Consider the following 16,501-nt stretch of genomic DNA (forward strand, 5'->3'; position numbering starts at 1 on the left):
TTAATTTAGTGGTTACAGACAAATCTACAATATTTTTTTTATTGGGAAACTTTTTGCTTTAAAAAAGACCACTATATTTAGCACTCATGAAGGATTTTGACGCACCCACTTTTTTAAAGGTTTTAACTGAAAAATTTCCACACGCACCTACCCAAAAACAAGGTCTTGCACTTAATAAGCTGGCTAACTTTGTTTTAGAGGGCAAAAAGGACAATGTATTCCTGTTGAAGGGATTCGCTGGAACGGGAAAAACGACATTGGTGGCCACATTGGTGAGCAGTCTTTGGAAAGTTAAAATGAGTTCGATTTTGATGGCTCCTACGGGCAGGGCGGCAAAAGTTATGTCCGTTTACTCGGGAAATAAAGCCTTTACCATACACAAAAAGATATATTTCCCCAAAAAGCAATCGGGTGGGGGAATCCAATTTGTCCTGGCTCCGAACAAGCATCGGAACACCGTTTTTATAGTGGATGAAGCATCCATGATTCCGGATACGCCCGCGGATTCCAAACTGTTCGAAAATGGTTCGCTTTTGGATGACCTTATGTATTATGTACACTCTGGGCATAACTGTAAATTAATATTGATCGGGGATACCGCCCAATTACCGCCCGTAAAATTGGAGTTGAGTCCTGCACTTGATGAAAACCGCCTATCCTTGAATTATGACAAGGAAGTGGAATGTTTGGAGCTGGACGAGGTAATGCGGCAATCGGATGATTCGGGCATCCTTTACAATGCGACCAACCTTAGGGAGCAATTGCAATCCGATTTTTTTGAGGACTTTAAATTTGATTTGGCCCATTACAAGGACATTGTCCGTTTAATCGATGGTAACGAAATACAGGAAGCCATTGATTCATCTTATGGTGAAAATGGAAAGGAACAGACGGCCATAATTGTACGCTCGAACAAAAGGGCCAATCTGTACAATCAGAACATTCGTGAACGCATTCTCTTTTTGGACAATGAAATTTCGGTCGGGGATTACATGATGGTCGTAAAGAACAATTACTTCTGGCTAAAACCCAATTCCGAAGCCGGTTTTATAGCCAATGGCGACATTATAGAGGTGTTGGAACTCTTTGCCATCAAAGAGCTTTATGGGTTTAAGTTTGCGGAGGTAAAGGTTAAGATGGTCGATTACCCCAATCAAAAACCATTCGAGACCGTTCTGTTGTTGGATACGATCACCGCGGTGACGCCTTCCCTCTCCTATGAAGATGGCAACAAACTCTACCAAGAGGTAATGAAAGACTACGCCCACGAAAAATCCAAATACCGAAAGTTTTTAGGGGTGAAGAACAATCGTTTTTTTAACGCACTTCAGGTGAAATTCTCCTACGCCATTACCTGCCATAAATCGCAAGGGGGACAATGGGATACCGTTTTTGTGGAACAACCCTATTTGCCCAATGGAGTGGACAAGGATTACTTAAGATGGTTGTATACCGCTGTTACAAGGGCGCAGCGGCAACTCTATTTGATAGGTTTTAAGGATGATTTTTTTCTTGACTAGGAAAAACCTATTTTAGACATCAGCATGAATATTGAACCAGATACCATAATAAGTTTGTTCCTTGGAATCGGATTGGCGGCCTCGGTAGGCTTCCGTGTTTTTCTGCCGCTTTTCGCCCTTAGTTTTGCCGCATATTTGGGTGTTTGGGAACTCAATGATAGCTGGCAATGGATTGGAAGTTTAACCGCCCTCATTACTTTGGGCGTGGCAACCATTGTGGAAATTTTCGCCTATTTCATCCCTTGGGTGGACAATGTATTGGACAGTATCGCCATTCCCTTGGCCGGAATAGCAGGTACCGCTGTAGTGGTGTCCACAGCAGCAAATTTGGATCCCGTGGTCACTTGGTCCCTGGCCATAATTGCAGGGGGAGGAACGGCAACAGCCATAAAAGGGGCCAATGCAGCAGGTAGGTTAACATCCACCGGAACCACAGGAGGATTGGCCAATCCATTGGTATCGACGGTGGAAACCGGGGCAGCTGTGGCCGTTAGTACGGCATCCATCTTGGTGCCGCCCATTGCAGCCATTCTGGTGATCATTATATTATTGGTCATATTCAGGATTTACAGAAAAATCAGACCCAAAAAATAACATTCATTCAAGCAACAGAAATAAAGTGAATATAATTTCCATGATTCCCGCCCGCTATCAGGCCTCCAGGTTTCCCGCTAAATTGATGCAGGACCTTGGTGGGAAACCTGTGATTGTGCGAACCTATGAAGCAGCCGTCAACACAAAACTGTTTAACGAAGTGTACGTAGTCACCGATAGCCCCATAATCTCCGATGTGATCAAAGAGATAGGAGGAAATGTGATTATGAGCAAAACAACGCATGAAAGCGGTAGCGACCGAATTGCGGAGGCCGTGGAAGATATGGATGTTGATGTTGTGATCAATGTGCAAGGAGATGAACCTTTTATTGATGCCGAAAGCTTGGAAAAAATCATCAACGTATTCAAAAATGATACAGCGAAAGAAATTGATTTGGGATCATTAATGACACCGATTACCGACTGGGATGAAATATCCAACCCCAACACGGTAAAGGTTATCGTGGACCATCAAGATTTCGCCCTTTATTTTTCACGTTCCCCGATTCCTTATCCAAGGGACAAAGAAGTGGAGGCCCCCTACTACAAGCATAAAGGGGTATATGTTTTCAGAAAGCGGGCTCTGATGGATTTTAAAAAATTACCCATGTTGCCATTGGAGGCCAAGGAAAAAATAGAGGCCATACGGTTTTTGGAGTATGGTAGGAAAATAAAAATGGTGGAAACCCATGTCACGGGTATCGAAATTGATACCCCTGAGGATTTAGAACGAGCCAGAAAAATATGGAAGTAGATTTCTCCAACATAAAAACAATTGGTTTTGATGCAGATGATACCCTTTGGGTAAACGAGACCTATTTTAGGGATACCGAGGAAAAGTTTGCAGCACTCTTGGAAGGCTACGAAACCAAGAATAAGATAGACCAAGAGCTATTTAAAATAGAAATGGCCAACTTGGATATTTATGGATATGGTATAAAAGGATTTATGCTCTCCATGATAGAATCTGCTTTGGACCTTTCCAATAATAAGGTTTCGCAAGAAACCATTGTAGAAATACTGAACCTGGGCAAGAAAATGATATCCCATCCCGTGGAATTGCTCGACGGGGTGGAGGAAGTCCTATCCAAATTGGTGGGAAAATATAGGTTGATAGTTCTGACCAAGGGAGACCTGTTGGACCAAGAACGGAAGTTGGAAAAATCCGGGCTTTCCAAATATTTTCACCATGTAGAAGTTTTGAGCGATAAAAAAGAGAGCAACTATAAAAATTTACTCGAACATTTAAATATAGATGTGAGCGAGTTTTTGATGATTGGCAATTCCTTAAAATCGGATATATTGCCCATCCTAAATATTGGGGCCCAAGCTGTTCACGTTCCATTTCACACCACATGGGCGCACGAAATGGTTTCCGAGGACGAGCTGGTGAACAACCATCTAAAACTTAATGGCCTCAAAGAAATTTTGAAGTATTTGAATAACCAATGAAGATAGAAAGCAATTTGAAAAAGCATAAAATAAACCCTGCAAATAAAACCACCTACCGGAACTTTCCCATGGTACCCAAAGTTATTTTTGGAGCCGGAAGTTTTTCCCAATTGGGCGATATTTTGCTGCCAATGCGAAAAAGCTCGGAGGCCCCATTTATTTTTATGGTCGACGATTTTTTTGAAAACGAACAGTTCTTGGCAAAGGTTCCCTTAATGTTCAATGACGAGGTCATTTTTATTTCCGCGGAAGAGGAGCCCAAAACAGCACAAGTAGATGCGCTTGTTGCCCAGATCAGGGAAAAGTACAGCGAGCTTCCATCGGGCATTATAGGTATTGGGGGAGGAACGCTATTGGATTTGGCCAAGGCCGTATCCATATTATTGAACAATAAAGGACTCGCCAAGGACTACCAAGGATGGGATTTGGTGAACAAGCCGGCATTGTACCATGTTGGAATCCCCACCATTAGTGGAACAGGAGCCGAAGTGTCGCGTACCACAGTATTGCTAGGGCCAGAAAAAAAATTGGGGATCAATTCGGATTTTACACCTTTTGACCAAGTACTTTTGGACCCTGACTTTTCAAAAACTGTTCCCAAAGACCAATGGTTCTATACCGGTATGGATTGCTTTATCCATTGTGTGGAATCCTTAACGGGCACCTACCTGAATGCCTTTAGCCAGAGTTATGGGGAGAAGGCCATGGAACTTTGCCAAGAGGTGTTTCTTGGGGATATTCCTGCAGAAGATTCCAGGGACAAATTAATGATGGCATCTTGGCACGGGGGAATGAGCATCGCTTATTCACAGGTTGGGGTGGCACATGCCATGAGCTATGGTTTATCATACGTCTTGGGGGTAAAACACGGAATCGGAAATTGTTTGGTGTTTCAACATTTGGAAGAATTTTATCCCGAGGGTGTAGCATTGTTCAACAAAATGATGGACAAGCACAATATTCAATTACCAAAAGGAATTTGTGCCAATCTAACCCAAAACGATTTTGATGTAATGGTGAATATCTCATTGGGCTTGGAGCCTTTATGGGAAAATGCATTGGGGAGGGACTGGAAAACCATTATGACCCCAGAGCGGCTTCAGGCACTTTACGAAAAAATATAGGGATTGTACCAAATTGAACAATCATCACAATAAATGCGTAAACTGGCCAAGTTTATTTACTTCAAATTGTTGGGATGGAAACTTATCGGCTCTTTTCCCGATGTGGACAAGTGTGTTATCATTGTAGTTCCCCATACCCATTGGTTGGATTTCTTTTTGGGATTGCTGATTAGGAAAGTGGTTGACCAGAAAATCAACTACATTGGTAAAAAGAGTCTTTTTAAGCCCCCGTTCGGATGGTTTTTTAGGTGGACTGGCGGTGCACCCGTAGATCGTTCCAAAAATTCCAATACGGTAGATACTGTTGTTCAGATTTTCAATTCCAGAAAAACATTTCGCCTGGCATTGGCCCCAGAGGGCACCCGTAAGAAAGTAGAACAGCTCAGAACTGGATTTTACCACATTGCCAAAAAGGCCAATGTTCCCATTGTTATGGTAGCATTCGATTTTGACAAAAAAGAAATCAAAATAGGGGAACCGTTTTTCACTACGGACAATCAAGAAAATGACTTCCAAAAAATTCAAGGCTTTTATAAAGGGGTGAGGGGAAAAGTGTCCGAATACAGCTTTGATTAAATTGCATCCCTTTCCAATATTTTGATGGTTATAAATAAACGGACAAACAAGCATGTTATGATACCAACTTATATTTTAAAAATGGTGTGATTGTATAATATGGTCTGATTGTCTCTGGATCTATAAAGTCAACGTGATGGCATCTTCTATTGTATATTTCTCAACATCTTTTCTCAAAACTGAATTTATCCGATTGCTTGAATGTCGGAGTTCAATTACTTTTTGAAAAAACTGAATTAAATATTCTTTGTACGGTTTTTTCATTCAGATATTGACCACAAAGGTCTATGAGTAGTTTTATAGTATTAGCACTTAACTTTGATGGTTAAATTGAACGAGGGTTTTCAAAAGTAGGCGAGAACAGGCAATTACTTTTAGCCGTCTTCTATGGCCATATCCCGTCGTAGAATATGGGCTAAAACACTTCGTTATGAACTTTATTTTGGTATTCCTTTTCGTGATTCGTTTGACATATGCAAAAGCATAGTTTTCTTATTGTTCAATAAAATTTGGGGGAGCAAAAACTAAATGTTAGAATTTTCCAGAAAAAGAAAATGGGAATTTCCGTAGTGGACTTAAATTGGAGAAAGGCAAACTGAATATTTAATTCCTAGTTGTTTTTAGATTGAGCGGCTTTGATATTTTTATATTTTTCTTCTATTAGAGGATATTCAGGCCAAAAGTCTTTAGGTGAACACTCCAATGCTATTGCAATTAAATTCAAGTGAATCGTATTGTATTTGGCTTTTTTAGAAGGTGCTTCTATCTGTGATATAAAACCAATATTTTTTCCAATAGCTAGAGATAATTCTTCCTGCGTAACATCTTTGGCTTCTCGAATTTCTCTAACTCTAGATATTATATAACGTTCTATTTCATCCAGCGATTCGTGCATCCATCAAATTGAAACAAATTCTCAAAGAATAATTATGTACTATAGTACAGATTGAAAAATATTGTTATATTCGTCTAGAATTACATATTTTGCGATTCTTCGTTTAGAACATATTTGAAGCTATCGCTTTGAATCTCGACTTGAAAACTGGTAATTTTTAGTACACGAGAGGATAAGCAGATTGGCTCACGACCCGGGCGTGAGCTCTCTTATTCGTGTACAGGTATACCAGTACCTCAAGTCGGTAAGTTGAGTTTCACGCCCAACTTTTTCTTAGCGTTTGGTTTCTTTGGTCCTTTCGGGGCATCGCCCAACCATTTTGGGTTATGGGAAACATTTGGCAATTTTTTTATGTGGGGTTCACACCGTGTTGTTGTCCTGTTTTTGGGGCAGCGCACTCGGTGTTCGATATCCTGTTCAAAAAGAAGCCCAAGAACCCCGTTTAAACCCAAGGCCACGGTTGTGGGATACACGTTACATTTTTTTCCGGTTCACGATATCCTTTGTCCCACAATCAACACACACACTTTTAGGGCAACCGGCCCAATCACGAAACCATGGTCTTTTTTGGTTTAGGAATCCTATTACTGGGTATGCTTTTGCCTGGGCAGGATGGCCTATGTCCGAACCTTGATGTCCTTTTTGGAAGTTACGGCTTTTCCGTGACTTATGGGCAGTGTGGAGAACAACTAACGCTTTAATCAAAAGAACTCATTTTTATGCAACCAATAACAATACGCATGCGCAGGGCATCCCTGCTTGTGCTCCTATATGCTTTTTTAATGCCCTTTTGTACCTTTTATATGCAGGCGGGCAATGTCTTGGAACCACCACAGGCCACCGTATCCGGCACCGTGACCGATGCGTCGGGGAATCCCCTGGCCGGGGTGAACCTTGTGGTGGAATCCAAGCATATCGGGACCATGTCCGGTCTGGACGGTTCCTTTACCATTAATGCAGGCCCTGATGATGTGCTGATCTTTTCCATGGTCGGTTTCAAGACCCTTACCGTGCCCATTGCGGGCAGGGATGAGGTCCTTGTTACCTTGGAAGAGGATGTGACGGTATTGGGCGAAGTGGTACTCAATGCGGGCTACTATACCGTTTCAGAGAAGGAACGCACGGGCAGTATCGAAAAAGTGACTTCGGTGGACATCGAAAAACAGCCCATTTCCAATCCATTGGCAGGACTTCAAGGGAGAGCTGCCGGGGTTGAAATTATACAGACCTCAGGGGTCACGGGATCGAAATTCGATATTCGCATAAGGGGGAGGAACAGTATTCGTTCCGATGGCAATGATCCCCTTTATATCGTTGATGGGGTTCCCTTTTCCTCATCAAGCCTGGGGGAACAACAATCTTCCTCCACGGTCATCACCGGAGGTGCCATCAGTCCCCTGAACAACCTGAACCCTTCCGATATTGAAAGTATAGAGATATTAAAGGATGCGGACGCCACGGCCATTTATGGTTCCCGAGGTGCCAATGGGGTGGTGCTGATCACCACCAAAAAAGGCAAGGCCGGCAAAACCGTAGTGGAGTTCAATATATTGACAGGTTTGGGTAGGGTTTCCAATACCTTGGACCTGTTGGACACTCCAACCTATCTCTCCATGCGAAAGGAGGCCTATGCCAATGACGGAATCGACCCTATTCCCTCCAATGCCTATGATATCAATGGGACCTGGGATGAAAACAGATATACCGATTGGCAAAAAGTACTGTTCGGCAGGGCGTCCTATCTGACCAATGTTCAAGGTTCTGTGTCCGGGGGGAGTGAGCGGACGCGTTTTTTGGTCAGTGGAAACTATCACCGACAGAACAATGTTTATTATGGGGACTATGCCAATGACAAGGTTTCCGTTCTGGCCAATCTCAGCCATGTTTCCAAAGATGATGGGCTTATCCTTCAACTCTCCACGGGATATACCTCCAATACGAACAACCTTCCGGCCATCGGGCTGGTATCGACGGCAATCGGTCTACCCCCCAATGCACCGGAACTGTTCAATGAGGATGGGTCGCTCAATTGGGAGAATTCCACTTGGAGCAATCCACTGAGGCATTTGGAAGGGTTCTATGAGTCCAATGCAACCAACCTTATCAGTAACATGAGCCTTAAGTATAACCTTTTTGGTGACCTGAACTTGTCTACCAATCTGGGCTACACGGAAAGTCATGTCAAGGAATTAAAGACGACCCCTTCCACCATATATGACCCTGCATACGGGGTGGGTCCCGAATATTCCAGTGCCGTTCACAATGTGTCCCAACGCACTTCGTGGATCGTGGAGCCCCAATTGCACTTTGGACATGACTTTGGAGATACCCGATTGGAGGTATTGGCAGGCTTGACCTTTCAAGAGCAAAAGGATGATCGGTTGTCGCAGAACGGACAGGGGTTCACCAGTAACAGCCTGATAGAAAACCTCGCTGCTGCCTCAAATATCATCCCGTTGCAAGATGCTGAGGAGGTCTATAGGTACAATGCACTGTTCGGCAGGGTGAACATCAACCATATGGGCAAATATATCCTGAACGCCACGGGCAGGAGGGATGGGTCCAGTCGATTTGGACCGAACAAAAGATTTGCGAATTTTGGTGCCTTGGGAGCGGCCTGGGTATTCTCTGAGGAAAGGTTTGTCTCCAGAGCATTGCCCCAGCTGAGCTTTGGAAAGATAAGGGCCAGTTATGGGACTTCCGGGAACGATCAAATCGGGAATTATCAATATTTGGACACCTACTCCTATGGAAGTGCACAGTACCAAAACGTGGTAGGCCTGTATCCGACCCGTCTGTTCAATCCGGATTTTGGCTGGGAGTCCAACCGGAAGTTTGAAATTGGATTGGACCTCGGGTTATACAAGGATCGCATTGTTTTCGGCGGGAACTATTATAAAAACCGATCTTCCAACCAATTGGTTGGCATCCCTTTGCCCAGAACCACAGGCTTTGGTTCGATACAGGGGAATTTGGATGCCACGGTGGAAAATACGGGCTGGGAACTGTTGCTCAATACAGTGAATCTTGAAAGCAAAACCCTGCGTTGGTCCACTTCCCTTAATATCACCATTCCCAAGAACAGATTGGTGTCCTTCCCTGACCTGGAAGGTTCCACCTATGCGAACCGATTGGTGGTCGGCGAGCCTTTGAACATTGTAAAGTTGTACCAGTTCAATGGGGTCGACCCCGATACCGGGCTATATGAATTTGAGGACTTCAATGGGGATGGTACGATTTCATCCCCGGATGATAGGCAGGTCATCAGGGATCTTGGGCCAAAATTTTATGGAGGTATCTCCAACCAATTTTCATATAAAAAGTTCCAATTGGATGTATTGTTCCAGTTTACCCAACAGGAGGGATACAATTACTGGTATTCAACTGGTATACCTGGAGGAATGACCAATCAACCCACGGAGGTACTGCAACGCTGGCAGTCAGAAGGCGAAAAATCGGGGGTGCAGCGATTCTCCACTGGGCGGGATTCAGGGGCAAGGAGGGCACATTCGCTTTTTGCCAACAGTGATACCTCGGTATCGGACGCCTCCTATCTCCGGCTCAAGACCGTATCCATTTCCTATCAAGTGACCGATAGGGGTGAACATGGGTTTGGCTGTGAGCTTTTTCTTAGGGGTCAGAACCTTTGGACATGGACGAATTATAAGGGGCTGGACCCTGAGACACAGTCCATGTCAAGCCCTCCGGTATTGCGAATGATAAGTCTAGGTACCCAATTAAAATTTTAAAAACAAACACCATGAAATCAGTTAACGAAATAAAACAATTCATCAAAACGAGGCTCCTTGGGCCTGTTTGTATCTTACTGATCCTATGTACTTCTTGTGAGGGGTTTACCGATGTGGAACCCCCCAATAACCAATTGACGGGCCCAGTGGTTTTTGAAGATGCCGCTACGGTGGAAGCGGCCTTTGCACATATTTACAGTGAATTGCGCCAAACGGCATTTACCAATGGAACAACCTCTGGTTTAAGTTATCTTTTGGGGCACTACACCGATGAACTCAATCTATATAACCCCAGTTTCCAATCCATTCAAGTCTATGAGGAGAACGATGTACTTCCCACCGATGGATATGTGCAGGGATTTTGGAGTTCGGGTTATAACCTTATCCATGCCTCAAATAGTATATTGGAAGGTGTGGGGACATCCAGTTCCCTATCATTGGAAGATCAAGAGCATTTTATGGGCGAGGCCTATTTCTTAAGGGCCTTTGTCCATTTTTACCTCACCAGCTTGTTCGGGGACATTCCCTATGTGGAGCGTACGGATTATAGGGCCAATAGGGAATTGGGCCGAATGGAGGGCACTTTGGTATATCAAAAGATCATTGATGACCTGCAACGGGCGAGAGATTTGATGGCAAAGGATACCGGAACAAGCTTTCGTCCGAACCATTGGGTCGCATCGGCACTTTTGGCCAGGGTCTACCTGTATCAGGGTGACTGGTCCTTGGCCTTGGAACAAGCGCAATATGTCATCGAAAATGGAGGATATCAATTACATGCGGATTTAGGACAAGTGTTTTCAATACATAGTTTGGAAACATTGTGGCAATTGGACCCAGGGATTGCCGGGGTCAATACAGAGGAAGCCTTTACGTTTGTTTTTACCGATGGTCCTCCGCCCTATTCAGCACTTAGCAATGATTTGGTGGAAAGTTTTGAGGAAGGAGATGAGCGCTTATCGAATTGGGTCGGATCTGTTTCTGAAGGCGATGGGATATGGTATCATCCCTTCAAGTACAAGTTGAACACCAATACGGCTACCACGGAGGAGTGTTCCGTGATCTTTCGTTTGGCAGAACTCCATTTGATTGTTGCTGAAGCGGCGGCACAATTGGGGGATACTGCATTGGCCTTGGACCATATGAACATCCTTCGCGAGAGGGCGGACCTCCCGGCTATTGTATCCATGGATCAGGCCAGTGTATTGGATGCCATCCAGAGGGAACGACGGGTGGAACTCTTTACGGAGCATGGGCATCGTTTTTTTGATTTGAAAAGGACCGGAAGGATTGATGGGACATTGGCCCCAACAAAGCCCAATTGGCAGGGTACGGATATCCTGTTACCTGTCCCGGAATCGGAGTTGTTGCTCAATCCAAAGCTAGAACCCCAGAATGAAGGCTATTGAAATGGAGTCAGGCAGATTGTCATCGGGTAGAAGAAAACCCGCCCCTAAGCTATGTCACTGGAAAGTTTTGTTTTCTGTGATTGTTTGGCTAGCGGTCTGTCCCATTATGGGGCAGACCAATTCCAAATTGATGGGACATTTGGAGGGGGAACGACTCATCATGACCTTGAATGAAAACATACTGGGACAACCGATGCTCTTTGTCAGACATGGGTCATCGGGCCAATATCAGGTCAGATGGTCCAAGAAAGCAGATTATCTGGTGTTGGAGGCCCCTCCTGTCCATTCCCTTGTTGGAGTGCTGATTCCACAAGGGGCCAAAGGAACATCCCCGATTTTGGGACGGTTTCCGATCCTGCCCAATGGTCGTGATACAGCTTCCTTTCAAGTGGATGTGACCGATTTTATCCTCCAGGCCCCGGTTTCTTGGCAAAACAACCGTCCAGAAACAGTGGATGGACAACGATCCTATATTGATGGCGTGCATAATTTGGACCAGGAAGTGGCCATCAGTACCAAAAGAACAATATTGCAGGAGGGTGAGAGCATAAGCTTGGATGCAGATTTTGGATTTTATGTGCTCCCCGAACCCATGGCACCAAGATTATTTGACCATCGCATGGGTTTTTTTGGTGAGGATATATTTGATGTCCTGAACCATAGCACAAAGCCGGCGCTAGCCAGTATCATGCGTTGGCGCTTGGAAAAGAAGAACAAAGGCCAAGAGTTAAGTGAACCGGTAAAACCCATTGTGTTTTATTTGGACAGGACCATACCCGAAAAATGGAAACCTTATATAACTGCAGGAATAATGGAATGGCAACCTGCCTTTGAAGCGGCAGGTTTTAAGGACGCCCTGATCGTAAGGGAGTTTAGTTCCAAGGATTCCCTGTGGAGTTTGAATACCATGGGCCATTCCGTGGTTCGATGGAATATGGACGAAGGAACACGAAAGGAGCGGCGATCCAGTTCCACCGTTCACCAAATCACGGACTTTCGGACAGGGGAGATCCTCAAAGCAGATATTATAATCGGGGGCACATTTGATTATTGGGTGGATCAATATTTTATCCGTTGTGCGCCTTTGGACCCCAGGGCCCGGGAATACCCGGTCCCCGAAAGCCTTAAGGGGGAACTGTTACAATATATCACGGCACATGAAGCCGGCCATGCCTTTGGGATCAAGGATGCCAATTTTGGGGAGTACGCCTATCCGATTGATAAAACAAGGGATAGGGATTGGCTCAAGAAAATGGGGCATACCCCGAGTATCATGGGCTATGCACGCCACAATTATGTGGTCCAACCAGCGGATGGGATCCCTCCCTCACTACTCATCCAAAAAGTAGGGCCCATGGATCGTTACCACATCCAATGGGGGTATAGAGAGATCCAGGATGTGCGAATGCCCACAGATGAACTTCCCATACTGGAATCCTTGGTACGGCAACAGGACAGTGTGCCCTGGTACCGATACAATCGCAATCAATACGAAAGGATCGGCCCAGGAACCGTAAACAATGTGATGGACAATGATGACCCCATTGAAAGTACGCGTTTGGGACTTGAGAATATGCAACGTGTGATGGCAATACTCGATGGAATGTACCGCAGTGGTAAAATAGATGACGCTGTTCTGGAAAGAAGGTATAATACAGCTCTGGAATTATGGTATGGACAAATGCAACATGTTTTGAGCATGGTCGGCGGCTATTCGATCCAGTACAGATCTAATGGACAACAAGGAGCAATGTATAGCCCCATTGATAGGAAGAATCAAGAGGAGGCATTGTCTTTTTTTATGGAACAGGCCATCTCTCCACCAGATTGGTTGGCCAATCCCGATTTCCTGATCGGTCTTCGGTTTTCCACACATCCGGATGAACTGATGGGGTACCAGCAAAAGCTTGTCCTAAAACTGTTCGGGCCGCACCGAATGAAACGATTGGAATGGATGGAGGAAGCCTTGGCTCACAGGGGCTTGACCGAAAAGGTTTTAATGGATTTTCAACAAGCGCTTTTCAAGACAAAATACATCGGTAAACGTCGGTGTCAGGCACTTCAAAAAAGATATATCGCCCTATTGGTCCAGGTGGTAGGTGAAGGTATGGACCATTCGACCAAGCTGGGCAACTTTGGATATTCTGAACAGGCCAAGGGCCATTTTATGAAAGCGTATAACACCTTAAAGGCTGATCTGAAACTTACCCTGGACGGTGATTCGGACATCGATAATATAGGACATTTAAGGCATTGCCTCTTGAAAATGGAACAAGTGTTCCCCTAGTTTTTTGAATTAGTCAAAGAAAAGGAGCCGATCAAGGCTCCTTTTCCCATTCTAATTATGAAAACAAAAAACAACCTATTGCCTGTAAAGTGGTGTTTCACAAACAGTCCCGTTTTTGGCGAATATGTACTCACCGGTTTCATAGGTACATTCCTGTGTACCTTGAGGAGTACAGCTCTCTTCAACTTCCTGGCACGGGACCGGGGAATTGATGTAATTTTGGACAAAAGACTCATCTTTTGTCTCGTTTGTCGTAAAGGCGCTGGCTGCGACAGCAAGTACTACAGCCAACCCTGGAATCAGAAATTTTGTTTTACTAAATTTCATAATGATAACATTTAAATTAATACTGTGATCTACTCTTTTTTACGGGTTTTCGATCGCATCCCCGTTACTGGCCAGTAATATTTTCTTGTTCCTGATAGGGAATGTGGTCCACAATCCCTTTTCTAAAATTGTAGACGGAGAGCGCATTGTCAATCAAGGCCACTAAACGGCCATCAAAGACACTGAACTCATGGACCTTTTCCTTTCCTACATGATATAGGTGAAAGCTGAACCTATAAGTGGAGTCGCCCCAGTCATAGACATCGATAATGGATGCGACCTTCAGCAGTTCCCCATCCTCATTTTTACCAAGCCTGTTCGATCCAATGAACATAAAGTTTTTGTACATGGCCGCCATGGAGTTGACCGTTAGGGGAGGGGCTTTCATTGTTGTGGTTTTTGTTTGATGGAGTTCGGCAACCTCGATCCGTGCCTTTTTGACGGTGTCTATGGTCCGTTGTCGCATGAGGTTTTTTAACCGGGAATCCATGCTCATGAACTGGTTGCGATAGAAGTAAACATATCCCAACCTTTTTTTATCAGGGGTCGATACCATGATGCCATCGACATCAAAGACCCCATCAATTTGTCTTTGAAGGATCTCAGGATGCAGGGCAACAGTGAAGTGCTTTCTTTTTTCAAGTAGGCCAAGGGAAACCTCCCTAGTTTCACTTTGGATGGTTTTTATATAAATCCTATTGCTGTCAAGGACCAGGGCTTTTGAAAAGTAAGCTTCGTCCCGCATCCATGGTTCGGCTTTCCAGTTGGTTATCGAACCACGGAATATACAGGGAATTGAACCGTCCAACACAAAGAAATAGGGTGGTTGTACTTGAATTTGGACGTTCTTAAAAGGAAGGTCCATATCCGATAACCTTAATTTGATATGCATGGTATCCTTGGTGGACAAGTTGATTTTCAACAAATGGAGTGGGGCCGTAGTATTGCCGAGGTATACCATGTCTTTCCCAAGGCCGGCAATATAATAGGAATTGAACCCTAGATCTATGTCATATTCCTTAATGACCGGATGGGGAGGATATCTTCGAATGAAAGCATTGTTTCGATGGAACTGTTCCTCCGAAGAAAGGAACAGGATAACCATAAGACCGATGCTCAGGACAATGGTTCCCAGAAGTTTTATGTAGACATTGTTCAAAATCATAAGGGAATGGTTTTACGGGTTGAATAGCTTTTCAATTGTAGGATAGCAATAATTGACAGCAACAAAAAGAAGAGATTGAACACAATGTGCTCGGTCCATCCCAGATCTTCCAGAACACCCCCACAGGAACAGGGGATGTAGTCACTAAAGTTGAGCGCCAAAATAATATAGGTGGTGAACATGGTCATTAATCCCAAGGTCATATAAAGGGCCTTGTAACGGGTGGATTCCATTGATAATAAAATGGCCAAGGCATATTCGGTAAGTGGAACAAGCCATGAGATCCAATCTGCATATGTTGTCAATATTGGGGATTGTCCCAACTGCACTTTGAACTGCCCGAAATCCCATAACTTACTTGTTGCGGCATAGACAAACAGAAAAATGAACAATACCACTATGGCATTGATAAAGTGTTTCTTATAATTGGCGTTTACTGTCATGGTTCAAATCAATTGGACTTCGTTTTTTGGGAAACTTGGTGCATACCATTTTGAAATGATAATACCCTGCTAAACTATTGAACAACAATGGTGTGGAAAATGGCAAAATCCTGCAATCTGATGTCAAAATCCGACTATTTGCATTGTTTTTCATCGGTGTACCTTCCATGAATCCCTTCATCAAATGGATTTGGGTCCACGCTGTCATATTAATACAACTTATCGTCCCATGACCGTTCAAGAAATCATACGGGCATTTGATCAAAGTGGAATGGATCAGATCAACAAGGCTCCCAATAGTTTTGAACTTGGGTTTCTTCTTTGAGCCCTGGTACGAAAGATCCTATTCCAATCGAAATATATAATATCCATATTGGAGGGAAGCCCTACATTCCCTATCCATCCAAGTTTTTATTGGTCACAATCGTTAGTTAAAACTATGCACTTTAGTGCAAGGCTTTTAGTTGCTACACATTTCCTATATTCGTTTTATGGGAAATGAGCAGAGAAGGTCGGGTGATACTGTATCGTGGTTGACGGCCCATATGGTATGGGTCACCAAGTATCGATATCACGTGCTCACGGGGGATGTCCAGGTCAGGTGCCGTGATCTTGTCAAACAGATTTGCGATTCGGAAGATGTACGGATTCTCAAGGGGGTCATAAGTAAGGACCATGTACACATACATATTGATTACCGTCCCTCCCAGAAGGTGAGCGACTTGGTGAAACGCCTTAAGGGCAGGATTTCCCGCCGTCTTCAGGAGGAATTCCCCAGGCTTTCCAAGAAGTACTGGGGCCGGCACTTTTGGGCCATTGGATATGGGGTATGGAGCACGGGCAACATCACCGACAAGATGGTCGAGGATTACCTTGAACATCATCGCAATCCGTCCAATATGGATGATGATAAAATTATTTTGGAATAAGAATTTCATTCTTGTCCTATGTTTTTGAACC

At 44.2% G+C, this 16,501-nt stretch carries 14 protein-coding genes; 10 read left to right on the top strand and 4 right to left on the bottom strand.

Going from position 1 to position 16,501, the window contains the following annotated elements; translation table 11 throughout:
• Positions 1–86: 86 nt before the first annotated feature.
• The 6 genes from AC13CC_RS03005 to AC13CC_RS03030 are packed head-to-tail and all read left to right on the top strand — an operon-like array spanning position 87 to position 5,266.
• Entirely contained in the window at positions 87–1,520 is a 1,434-nt protein-coding gene (locus tag AC13CC_RS03005; RefSeq protein ID WP_326278653.1) for an ATP-dependent DNA helicase, read from the top strand.
• Positions 1,521–1,544: 24 nt separating this feature from the next.
• The gene (locus AC13CC_RS03010; RefSeq protein WP_428979731.1) at positions 1,545–2,114 is read left to right on the top strand and encodes a DUF4126 domain-containing protein; all 570 of its coding nucleotides are present in this window, start codon (positions 1,545–1,547) and stop codon (positions 2,112–2,114) included.
• Between the two features lie 40 nt (positions 2,115–2,154).
• Positions 2,155–2,868, top strand: coding sequence for a 3-deoxy-manno-octulosonate cytidylyltransferase (gene kdsB / locus AC13CC_RS03015; RefSeq protein ID WP_326278790.1), 714 nt, complete (start codon positions 2,155–2,157; stop codon positions 2,866–2,868).
• A complete protein-coding gene (locus AC13CC_RS03020) occupies positions 2,859–3,566 on the top strand; it encodes an HAD family hydrolase (RefSeq protein WP_482877885.1) in 708 nt (235 codons plus the stop codon). Before kdsB ends, AC13CC_RS03020 begins: the two co-directional genes overlap by 10 nt.
• Complete coding sequence (locus tag AC13CC_RS03025; protein ID WP_482877886.1) at positions 3,563–4,690, top strand: iron-containing alcohol dehydrogenase family protein; 1,128 nt, start codon at positions 3,563–3,565, stop codon at positions 4,688–4,690. The genes AC13CC_RS03020 and AC13CC_RS03025 overlap by 4 nt, the downstream gene beginning before the upstream one ends.
• Before the next feature lie 33 nt (positions 4,691–4,723).
• The gene (locus AC13CC_RS03030) at positions 4,724–5,266 is read left to right on the top strand and encodes a lysophospholipid acyltransferase family protein (protein WP_482877887.1); all 543 of its coding nucleotides are present in this window, start codon (positions 4,724–4,726) and stop codon (positions 5,264–5,266) included.
• Positions 5,267–5,876: 610 nt separating this feature from the next.
• Here AC13CC_RS03030 and AC13CC_RS03035 read toward each other — a convergent pair.
• Positions 5,877–6,161 (bottom strand): helix-turn-helix domain-containing protein, encoded by a 285-nt coding sequence (locus AC13CC_RS03035; protein WP_482877888.1) that lies wholly within the window; start codon positions 6,159–6,161, stop codon positions 5,877–5,879.
• 719 nt (positions 6,162–6,880) lie between these two features.
• On the opposite strand from AC13CC_RS03035, the gene AC13CC_RS03040 reads away from it, so the two are divergent.
• Genes AC13CC_RS03040 through AC13CC_RS03050 form a run of 3 tightly spaced genes read left to right on the top strand, consistent with a single transcriptional unit; the run spans position 6,881 to position 13,606 of the window.
• A complete protein-coding gene (locus AC13CC_RS03040; RefSeq protein WP_482877889.1) occupies positions 6,881–9,910 on the top strand; it encodes a SusC/RagA family TonB-linked outer membrane protein in 3,030 nt (1,009 codons plus the stop codon).
• A gap of 11 nt (positions 9,911–9,921) precedes the next feature.
• Positions 9,922–11,319, top strand: coding sequence for a RagB/SusD family nutrient uptake outer membrane protein (locus tag AC13CC_RS03045; RefSeq protein WP_482877890.1), 1,398 nt, complete (start codon positions 9,922–9,924; stop codon positions 11,317–11,319).
• Entirely contained in the window at positions 11,306–13,606 is a 2,301-nt protein-coding gene (locus tag AC13CC_RS03050) for a zinc-dependent metalloprotease (RefSeq protein WP_482877891.1), read from the top strand. The genes AC13CC_RS03045 and AC13CC_RS03050 overlap by 14 nt, the downstream gene beginning before the upstream one ends.
• Positions 13,607–13,681: 75 nt before the next feature.
• Here the strand turns inward: AC13CC_RS03050 and AC13CC_RS03055 are convergent, their stop codons facing one another.
• The 3 genes from AC13CC_RS03055 to AC13CC_RS03065 all read right to left on the bottom strand — a co-directional run bounded on the left by AC13CC_RS03055 (position 13,682) and on the right by AC13CC_RS03065 (position 15,541).
• Positions 13,682–13,933: a DUF6520 family protein gene (locus AC13CC_RS03055; protein WP_482877892.1), complete on the bottom strand. Its 252-nt coding sequence runs from the start codon at positions 13,931–13,933 to the stop codon at positions 13,682–13,684.
• Between the two features lie 64 nt (positions 13,934–13,997).
• Positions 13,998–15,098 carry a hypothetical protein gene (locus AC13CC_RS03060; protein ID WP_482877893.1) on the bottom strand — a complete coding sequence of 367 codons (1,101 nt, stop codon included), beginning with the start codon at positions 15,096–15,098 and terminating at the stop codon, positions 13,998–14,000.
• Complete coding sequence (locus AC13CC_RS03065; protein WP_482877894.1) at positions 15,095–15,541, bottom strand: MauE/DoxX family redox-associated membrane protein; 447 nt, start codon at positions 15,539–15,541, stop codon at positions 15,095–15,097. Before AC13CC_RS03065 ends, AC13CC_RS03060 begins: the two co-directional genes overlap by 4 nt.
• A 491-nt stretch (positions 15,542–16,032) precedes the next feature.
• On the opposite strand from AC13CC_RS03065, the gene tnpA reads away from it, so the two are divergent.
• The gene (tnpA, locus tag AC13CC_RS03070) at positions 16,033–16,470 is read left to right on the top strand and encodes an IS200/IS605 family transposase (RefSeq protein WP_326278665.1); all 438 of its coding nucleotides are present in this window, start codon (positions 16,033–16,035) and stop codon (positions 16,468–16,470) included.
• The last annotated feature ends 31 nt before the right edge of the window (positions 16,471–16,501 follow it).

This window comes from Flagellimonas sp. L-11 (assembly GCF_056857735.1).

What these genes read in the sequence shown, in the direction of transcription:
- AC13CC_RS03005 (WP_326278653.1), top strand. Translation starts at nt 87, where the DNA reads ATGAAGGATTTTGACGCACCCACTTTTTTAAAGGTTTTAACTGAAAAA.
- AC13CC_RS03010 (WP_428979731.1), top strand. Translation starts at nt 1,545, where the DNA reads ATGAATATTGAACCAGATACCATAATAAGTTTGTTCCTTGGAATCGGA.
- kdsB (WP_326278790.1), top strand. Translation starts at nt 2,155, where the DNA reads ATGATTCCCGCCCGCTATCAGGCCTCCAGGTTTCCCGCTAAATTGATG.
- AC13CC_RS03020 (WP_482877885.1), top strand. Translation starts at nt 2,859, where the DNA reads ATGGAAGTAGATTTCTCCAACATAAAAACAATTGGTTTTGATGCAGAT.
- AC13CC_RS03025 (WP_482877886.1), top strand. Translation starts at nt 3,563, where the DNA reads ATGAAGATAGAAAGCAATTTGAAAAAGCATAAAATAAACCCTGCAAAT.
- AC13CC_RS03030 (WP_482877887.1), top strand. Translation starts at nt 4,724, where the DNA reads ATGCGTAAACTGGCCAAGTTTATTTACTTCAAATTGTTGGGATGGAAA.
- AC13CC_RS03035 (WP_482877888.1), bottom strand. Translation starts at nt 6,161, where the DNA reads ATGCACGAATCGCTGGATGAAATAGAACGTTATATAATATCTAGAGTT.
- AC13CC_RS03040 (WP_482877889.1), top strand. Translation starts at nt 6,881, where the DNA reads ATGCAACCAATAACAATACGCATGCGCAGGGCATCCCTGCTTGTGCTC.
- AC13CC_RS03045 (WP_482877890.1), top strand. Translation starts at nt 9,922, where the DNA reads ATGAAATCAGTTAACGAAATAAAACAATTCATCAAAACGAGGCTCCTT.
- AC13CC_RS03050 (WP_482877891.1), top strand. Translation starts at nt 11,306, where the DNA reads ATGAAGGCTATTGAAATGGAGTCAGGCAGATTGTCATCGGGTAGAAGA.
- AC13CC_RS03055 (WP_482877892.1), bottom strand. Translation starts at nt 13,933, where the DNA reads ATGAAATTTAGTAAAACAAAATTTCTGATTCCAGGGTTGGCTGTAGTA.
- AC13CC_RS03060 (WP_482877893.1), bottom strand. Translation starts at nt 15,098, where the DNA reads ATGATTTTGAACAATGTCTACATAAAACTTCTGGGAACCATTGTCCTG.
- AC13CC_RS03065 (WP_482877894.1), bottom strand. Translation starts at nt 15,541, where the DNA reads ATGACAGTAAACGCCAATTATAAGAAACACTTTATCAATGCCATAGTG.
- tnpA (WP_326278665.1), top strand. Translation starts at nt 16,033, where the DNA reads ATGGGAAATGAGCAGAGAAGGTCGGGTGATACTGTATCGTGGTTGACG.